Annotated in this window: 4 protein-coding genes and 3 tRNA genes; 6 read left to right on the forward strand and 1 reads right to left on the reverse strand. The window is 75.2% G+C overall.

Features of this window, described 5'->3' with window-relative positions; all coding sequences use genetic code 11:
• Window positions 1–37: 37 nt before the first annotated feature.
• The gene (locus tag ACFU7Y_RS35260) at window positions 38–3514 is read right to left on the reverse strand and encodes a PAS domain-containing protein (RefSeq protein ID WP_380770807.1); all 3477 of its coding nucleotides are present in this window, start codon (window positions 3512–3514) and stop codon (window positions 38–40) included.
• A 177-nt stretch (window positions 3515–3691) separates the two neighbouring features.
• Here ACFU7Y_RS35260 and ACFU7Y_RS35265 point away from each other — a divergent pair.
• From ACFU7Y_RS35265 to ACFU7Y_RS35290, 6 genes are all read left to right on the forward strand, one after another.
• A tRNA-Ser gene (locus ACFU7Y_RS35265) sits at window positions 3692–3785 on the forward strand.
• A gap of 195 nt (window positions 3786–3980) precedes the next feature.
• Window positions 3981–4056: transfer RNA gene (locus ACFU7Y_RS35270), tRNA-Arg, on the forward strand.
• Window positions 4057–4087: 31 nt separating this feature from the next.
• Window positions 4088–4163, forward strand: a tRNA-Arg gene (locus tag ACFU7Y_RS35275).
• 353 nt (window positions 4164–4516) lie between these two features.
• Window positions 4517–5368, forward strand: coding sequence for a hypothetical protein (locus ACFU7Y_RS35280; RefSeq protein WP_380770808.1), 852 nt, complete (start codon window positions 4517–4519; stop codon window positions 5366–5368).
• A 193-nt stretch (window positions 5369–5561) separates the two neighbouring features.
• Window positions 5562–6836: an SPFH domain-containing protein gene (locus ACFU7Y_RS35285; protein WP_380770809.1), complete on the forward strand. Its 1275-nt coding sequence runs from the start codon at window positions 5562–5564 to the stop codon at window positions 6834–6836.
• On the forward strand, window positions 6833–7828 hold the full coding sequence (locus ACFU7Y_RS35290; protein WP_380770810.1) for a C40 family peptidase: 996 nt from the start codon (window positions 6833–6835) through the stop codon (window positions 7826–7828). Before ACFU7Y_RS35285 ends, ACFU7Y_RS35290 begins: the two co-directional genes overlap by 4 nt.
• The last annotated feature ends 61 nt before the right edge of the window (window positions 7829–7889 follow it).

Consider the following 7889-nt stretch of genomic DNA (forward strand, 5'->3'; position numbering starts at 1 on the left):
GGTCCGTACGGTCCCGGCCTCCTCGCGTGTCCGCGTCTCAGCCCGCGGCGGCGACGCCCGCCTCGCCCATCGCGCCGATCCGCCCGAGCAGGTCGACGATCCGGGACTGGACGTCCTCGCTGGTCGAGCGCTCGGCGAGGAACAGCACCGTCTCGCCGGTGCGCAGCCGGGGCAGTTCGCGCGGGTCGAGGTCCACCGAGGTGTAGACCACCAGCGGGGTGCGGTGCAGTCGGTCGTTGGCGCGCAGCCAGTCCAGCAGGCCGACCCGGCGGCGGCGGATCTGCAGCAGGTCCATCACCACCAGGTTGGGCTGCACGCTGCTGGCCCGGGCCACCGCGTCGTTCTCGTCCACCGCGTGCTCGACGTGCATGCCGCGCCGTTCCAGGCTGCTGATCATGGCGGCGGCGATGTCCGGGTCGCCCTCGACCAGCAGCACCCGCGGGGCGTGGTGCTCGCCGTCGCGCGGGGAGAGGGCGCGCAGCAGGACGGCCGGGTCGGCCCCGTACGCGGCGTCCCGGGTGGCCTGGCCGAGGCCGGCGGTGACCAGCACCGGGACCCGGCGGTTGAGCGCCGCGGTACGCAGCGACTGGAGCGCGGTGCGGGTGATCGGTCCGGTCAGCGGGTCGACGAAGAGGGCGGCGGGGAAGCCGGGGACCTGAGCGTCCACCTCCTCGCGGGAGCGGACGATCACCGGCAGGTAGCCGCGCGCCTGGAGGGCCTGCTTGGTGGCCGGGTCGGGCTCGGGCCAGACCAGCAGCCGGCGGGTGTTGGCCAGCTCGCCGGTCGGGGCCGACGGCTGATCGGCGGCGGACCGCTGGTCGGCGGCCGGGAGTTCGGCCATCGGGCGCGGCGCGGTCCGGGCGGCGTCGGCCGGGACGGGCGGCTGCGGCGCGGCGGCGGGCACCGGTGCCGCGCCGAGCGGGCGCGGCGGGGCGAGCTCTCCCAGGCCGGTGCCGACCGGGCGCGGGCCGGACGGCTCCTCGGCGGCGGGCAGCGCAGCCCGGGCGGGCGCCAGCGCGGTACCGGGGGAGGGCTGCGCCGGGACGGCCGGGCCGGAGGCGTTCACCAGGGCGTCCGGGCCGGGCCCCGGCGGGACGGCCAGCCGGCGGCGGCGCCCGGTCGGCGCGGTGGCGGCCGGTTCGGGCAGCGCGGGCGCGGGGCCGGCCGGCAGGGCGTGTTCCAGGCCGGGGTAGACCGGGGCGTCGGCCGCCCCGGGCAGGGCGAAGCCGCCGGAGGGCTCCTCGGCGGAGGGCAGCGCGCGGCGGCGCCGGTGCTTGGTCTCGCCCGGTGCCTGCTCCTGGGAGGCCTCGGCGGTCGGGGTGCCGCCGGGCGGGGTGCCGTCCGGGGCGGCGGGCGCGGGGGCCGGGCCGATCGCGAGCGGCTCGCGCCCGCCGGGGCGGATCGGCCGGGCCCGCTCGCCCTCGACGGGTACGGCGTAGGCGGGGCCGGAGCGGCCGTCGTCCTTGCCCCACGGGTCGCTCTGGGTGCCGTCCGGTCCGGCCAGGCCCTGGCGGCCGTACGCGGGGTCGTTGCCGGTGCCGTTCCACTGCTCGGGGACGGCCCGCTCGATCCGGGCGGGGGCGTTCGGCCACTGGTCGGCCGGAATGTCGGGGTCGCCGGGGGTGCCGGGGGTGCCGGACGCCGGGGTCTCGGCGGCCGGGCGGCCTCTGCGGCCGCGCCGCTCGGCGGGGGGCTCCTCGGCGGGCGGCTGCTCCGCGGCGGGGGACTCGGGGCCGGGCTGCTCCCCGGCGGCCGCGGGCTCGGCGGCCTCGCCGCTGCTGGGCAGCTGCGGGATGCCCGGAAGCTCGGGCAGGACGGCGCTGTCGCTCTCCTTGGGCCGGTCGGAGCGGCCTTCGGCGGCGGCGCGCTCGGCGGCGGCCTTCGCGGCGGCCGGGTCCAGCGGCAGCTCGACGACGTACGTGGTGCCGGCCTTGCCGGGCAGCTCGTGCGGCTGGAGCACGCCGCCGTGGCGCTCGACCACCGTGCGGGCTATCGGCAGGTGGACGGGGCCGCCGCCGACCCCGGGGCCGCGGATCTCGACCCGGGCGACCTCGCCGCGCTGGGCGGCGGCCAGCACGACGGTCGGCGTCTCGGGGGCGGGCGGCAGTGCGGGCGCGGCGGCGCCGTTCAGCCCGGGCACGGCCAGGCCGGGGGAGGGAGCGGCGGGGTCGTCCAGGGCCAGTCCGACGCCGCTGACGTCGGCGACCAGGTGGGCCAGCGCCTGGGCCAGCCGCCGTTCGTCGGCGATCACCTCGACCGCGGCGGCGTGCACCGAGAACCGCACCCGGCCGGGGCCGACCAGTTCGCCGGCCTCCTCGACGGCCCGGCGGACCACCTTGTCCAGGCCCACCGGCACCCGGGACGCGGCCTTCCGCCCGTCCTTGCCGTCCTTGCCGTCCTTGCCGTCCTTGCCAGCCTTGGGCTCCTTGCCGTCCTTGCCGTCCCTGACCTCGGCGCCGCTGCTCTCGCCGGCCTCGCAGCGCTGGTGGTCGAGCACCCCGTCGATCAGCTTCCCGAACCGGCGGCACTCGGCGGCCAGCCGGCGCAGCGTCCAGTTCGCCTCCGGCCAGAGCTGGCCGGCCGGGTCGGCGGCAAGCGCGTCGAGTCGCTGGTTCAGCGCGTTCAGCGCGCCGCCCAGCTCGCTCTCCAGGACGGCGGTGAGGTGCTCGTTGCGGGCGACCAGGGCGAGTTCGCGGCTGCGGTCGGTGAAGGTCATCACCGCGCCGACCAGCTGGTCGCCGTCCCGGACCGGGGCGGTGGTGAGGTCGACGGTGACCGGCCGGCCGTCCTTGCGCCACAGCACGGTGCCGCGCACCCGGTGCTTGCGCCCGGAGGTCAGGGTGTCCAGCAGCGCCGACTCCTCCAGCGCCAGCGGGGTGCCGTCGGCCCGGGAGTGCTGGATCAGCGGGTGCAGCTCGCGCCCGCCCAGCTCGCTCGCCCGGTACTCCAGGATGTGCGCGGCGGCCGGGTTGACCAGCACGCAGCGGCCTTCGAGGTCCACGCCGAGCACGCCCTCGGCGGCGGCGCGCAGGATCATCTCGGTCTGCTTGTGCTGGCGGCGCAGCTCGGCCTCGACGCCGAGCCGGCCCGAGAGGTCGCGGACCAGCAGCAGGAGCAGGTCGGAGGAGGAGGGCGAGTTCTCGCGGTACGCGTCGTACGGGGAGCGCGCGTAGCCGCGGCCGTCGCCGTCGTCGGCGAAGTCGTTGCCGGAGACCTCGACCGGGAAGGTGGTGCCGTCGGTGCGGTGGGCGGTCATCCGGACCGGGCGGTCGAGGGCGTCGCTGTCACGGGTGGCCGGGCGCATCGAGCCGGGGATGCGGCTGGGGTCGAACTCGGGCAGCAGACCCAGCACGCCCATGCCGACCAGCGAGGTGCCCGGTGCCTGCAACGCCTGGACCGCCGCGCTGTTGGCGTCCACGACGGTGCCGTTGCTGTTCACCAGCAGCAACGCGTCGGGCAGGGCGTCGAGTATGGCGGCGAGGCGAGCAGCGCCTCGGATCGGCCTGCTGCTCACGTCGACAGGTCTCCTCGGCTCGGGGCAGCTCCTCCGGAGACGGCAGTATCTCATTCTTCTTTGCGGCGAGGACGACCCGCCTAGTAACGTTGGCGGTGGTTGGTGCCGAGCCCCACGGTTGTGGCATCATCACTGACACACGGAACGGGTCCGCTCACGCGGGTACGCTCCATGTGGGGAGGCTTCGCCTAGTCCGGTCTATGGCGCCGCACTGCTAATGCGGTTTCGGGGTTATTCCTGATCGAGGGTTCAAATCCCTCAGCCTCCGCCAGTCGGGAGCCCCCGTCGACGATCTCGTCGACGGGGGCTCTTCGCGTTCCCGGAGTCGTCCCGGGGTCGTCCCGGGGTCGGCCGGGGGCGGCGTCGGCGGGGCCGGGCGGGGGCCGGGGCAACCGATTTCGTCCTGCGCCGCAGGTCATGTAATGTTGTCCCCGCAACGCCCCGGAGGCACCGTTCACCAGGGCGAGCGCTCATAGCTCAACGGATAGAGCACTTGACTACGGATCAAGAGGTTGCAGGTTCGAATCCTGCTGAGCGCACCAACCACCGCAAGATCGGGTTCGCCCGTTCCTTGCGCTCATAGCTCAACGGATAGAGCACTTGACTACGGATCAAGAGGTTGCAGGTTCGAATCCTGCTGAGCGCACCATCGAGAAGCCCCTGGCCACCGGCCGGGGGCTTCTCTCGTTCCCCGGGGCGCCCGGCGGACGATTCGAACAGGGTTTCCCGGTGGATGGCCCCGTTCCGGAGGCCGGTGTCCACCCGATGGGCCCGGATCTCCCATTCCCACGTCCGTCCGGGTGGTGTCGATTGTCGCCTAATGGATGAAATGCAGTCGTTTCGGGTACATCCCGTCCTGCCGCCCGGATGGCCGCCAAACGGGTGGGACACGGCCAAAAGCACAGGTGTCGCAGTATGACCGGCTCAGGATCGTGATTCCTTTTCGTCGGATCTTGTGCAGACTGCCCACCGTCCCGGCAGCCGACCGCGAAGGAGAGCCGGATGAGCCGACAGTTTCCCCGTACGGCTGTCGCCCTGGCCGTCCTCGCGAGCGGGCTGCTGACCACGTGGAACGCCCCCCGCTCGGTGGCCCGATCCCCCGGTACCCGGTCCGCCGGGCGGGCGGTGCCGCCCTCCGGGCTTTCGGCCGGGTTCGATGTCGACGCCGCCCCGGGAACGGGCGTCACCGCCGGGCCGGGCGAATCGGCGGACCGGTCCGCGGCAGGACGCCATGCCGTCCGCCATGCCGACGGAATGCGGCCGGGGGATACCGGCACCGTCGACGAGGAACTCGGCAACGCCCCGCAGACCCGCGGCAACGCCTCGCACGTGGTCTCCGACCTCTTCCCGGGCGTCGACGCGGCCGGCCCGGCGCGACCGGCTCCGGCCCGGTCCAGCCCGACCGCTGCGACGGCGTCGAGCCCGGCGGCGTCCCGTGCGTCGGCGGTGCCGGGGTCCGCGAAGGCGGGTCCGGGTCGGTCGGCGTCGGTGGCGGACGCCCTGATCGCAGCGCCTGCCGCTCCCGCCGGGCCCGCCGTCCCGACTGCTCCGATCACTGCGACCGTTTCCCCGGCCCCGGCCGGCGGCTTCGGCACCTCGCCGACAGCCGTCGCCGCGGTGGAGTCCGTGCCATCGCCGGCGGGAACCGCCGGCTCGGCCGAGTCCGCCGAGCCGGCCGGGCATGCGGCCCGGCCGCTGGCGCCGCAGCCGAAGGAAGCCGCGCAGGGCGCGGCCGGCCGGCCCGGGGAGGCCGGCCTGCGCGATGGACTCGTCGGAGTCCTGCTGGTGCTCACCGGCCTCGAACTGATCACCCGTCGGGTGGTCGCCCGCAGGGCCGGTGCTCCTCGGCGCTGACCTGCGCCGAACCGTCCGACCATCCATTCATGTGTCTGCGCGTCAGGTCAGCTTTGGACGATTCGTCAGTAAATGTCGACACACCTCGGTTCAAATGTCGCATTTGATGACGTATGAACTTAGCCTGACCCTGGCACTGCCCGTCAGATCCGGGCCGCCCGTTGCGCGACACACCGACCCAGAGGATCCGTGCATGGACGTCACCCGCGATTCTTCGCTGCGACCCGACAACCTGCCCAAGGCGCTCCCGCCAGCCCTGCCGGAACGTTCCGTCTCCGGTTCCGGCTCGCTGGTCAGCGCCACGGCCGTCAAGACCGTCAAGCAGGGCGGACCGGCCGACAGCGGCCCGGCGACCACCCCGCTGGCGGTCGTCCCGAGCCCGTCGCCGGCCGAGCCGGTGGACCTGCGCGACCCGCTGGAGACAGCCGCGCCGGAGACCGTCGGACTCCTGGACACCAAGGCGGCCGGGGCCCGGACCGCCACCGCCACCCGGCGCCCGCCGCGCGCCGACCAGGCGCTGCGGGAGCGCCGCGCCACCGCGCTGCCCGGCTGGATCGCCCTGCTGGCGGTGCTGATCGGCGTGGCCGGCGTGCTGTTCGTGCTGCTGCGCACCGGTGTCCTCCCGCACTGGGACGTACTGCCCGACCTGCGCGGCAGCGCCGCGCGGGAGAGCGGCCGGGTGGAGGTGGACGCGCAGTCGATCGCCGCGGCGGCCGCGGCAGGCCTGCTGGTGGTGTTCACGCTCGCCGGTCTGCTGGCCAACGCGGGCGGCGAGACCCGGGTGCTGACCCGCTGGGGCCGCTACCGGGGCACCGTCCGCCGGACCGGCCTGGTCTGGGTCAACCCGCTGCTGCGCCGCCGGCGCGTGGACGTGCGGCTGCGGCACTGGCGCAGCGAGTCGGTCAGGGTAGTGGACCGCACCGGCACGCCGATCGTGGTCCGGCTGCTGATCGTCTGGCGGGTCAAGGACACCGCACGGGCGCTGCTGGCGATCGAGGACCACGAGAGCTACCTGCGCGAGCAGGTCCAGGCGGTGCTCACCCGCACCGCGTCCACCCTGCCCTGTGACAGCAACGCGGCGCCCGGCCCCGCGCTGCGCGACGGGCAGTGGTTCGCCGACGAGTTGACCAGAGCGCTGGCCGCCGAGGTCGCCCCGGCCGGCCTGGAGGTCTACTCGGTGCAGCCGCTGGCCCTGGACTACGCACCCGAGGTGGCCGAGTCGATGCGCCGGCGCAGGCTGGCCGACCTGGACGCGGGCCTGCGCACGGTGCTGGTGGACGACGCGGTGGAGGCGGCGGCGCTCGCCGTCCGCCGTCTGGAGCGCGCGACCGCGCACGAACTGGACCTGGCCGCTCGCAGCGCGCTGATGGAACAGCTGCTGGTCGCCTTCGTCGCCCCGGCCGGAGTGGCCGCCTCGGTACCGTCCCCGGCCTCCCGTGCCGGGCGGAAGGAAGGACGACCCGCATGAGGATAGCCACCGGCGCGTACGCCGAACCCGCCATCACCATCGGCTCAGGCGGCCCCGACGGTGATCCCGGTTTGATCGGCTTCGAGGAACGCCTCGGCAGCATCCCCGCGATCGCGGGCTGCGGCTGCCCGAACTGCGCCGTCCGGCCGCGCACCGCCCGCTCCGCGGTGGCGGCCGGCGGCGGCCGAATACACCGGGCCGTGCGAAGCACCTGCCTGGCCACCACCGTGCTGGCGGGCGCCGGCGTCGTCGGCCTGACGGCCGGCGCCGGATCCGCGCACGCCGCGGCCGGGAAGCAGGGCTGGGACGGGTCGAAGTACTGGTTCAAGAACGGCTCCGGCGAGTGGCGTTGGACCAGCCACTACGACGTCTACGCGAGCCGCACCGGGCAGTCCGGCGGCTCGGCCGGCTCCACCGCCCGGGCCGTCTCCAACGGCTCGGCCTCCTCCGCCGGGGTGCGCCAGGGCTGGGACGGGTCGAAGTACTGGTTCAAGAACGGCAGCGGCGAGTGGCGTTGGACCAGCCACTACGACGTCTACGCGAGCCGCACCGGGCAGTCCGGCGGCGGCCCGGCCCCGGCCCCCGCGCTCCCCGCGAGCCGTTCGGCGGCCAGCCCCGCTCCTGCCTCCGGGAGCATGGAGTCGGCCATCGACTACGCGCTCGCCCAGCTGGGCAGGCCGTACGTCTGGGGCGGCAACGGCCCGTCCGGCTACGACTGCTCCGGGCTGGTCCAGCAGGCCTACCGGCGCGCGGGGATAAGCCTGCCGCGGGTGGCCGACGACCAGTACGCGGCGACCACGCCGATCAGCGCCGGGCAGCTGCGCCGCGGCGACCTGGTGTTCTGGTCCGACAGCGGCCGGGCCTCGGGGATCCACCACGTGGGGATATACCTGGGCGGCGGCAAGTTCGTGGAGGCGCCACGGCCGGGCACGACCGTCCGGATCTCGACCCTCAGCTCGGGTTACTACCCGACCCACTTCGGGCGGCCGTAGCCGCGAAGCCGTACCGGGCCCCGACAGCGCGCCGCTGTCGGGGCCCGGACCGCGTTCAGGG

The sequence above is a fragment of the Kitasatospora sp. NPDC057542 genome (assembly GCF_042801945.1).
GTDB lineage: Bacteria > Actinomycetota > Actinomycetes > Streptomycetales > Streptomycetaceae > Kitasatospora.

What these genes read in the sequence shown, in the direction of transcription:
- ACFU7Y_RS35290 (WP_380770810.1), top strand. Translation starts at nt 6,833, where the DNA reads ATGAGGATAGCCACCGGCGCGTACGCCGAACCCGCCATCACCATCGGC.
- ACFU7Y_RS35280 (WP_380770808.1), top strand. Translation starts at nt 4,517, where the DNA reads ATGAGCCGACAGTTTCCCCGTACGGCTGTCGCCCTGGCCGTCCTCGCG.
- ACFU7Y_RS35285 (WP_380770809.1), top strand. Translation starts at nt 5,562, where the DNA reads ATGGACGTCACCCGCGATTCTTCGCTGCGACCCGACAACCTGCCCAAG.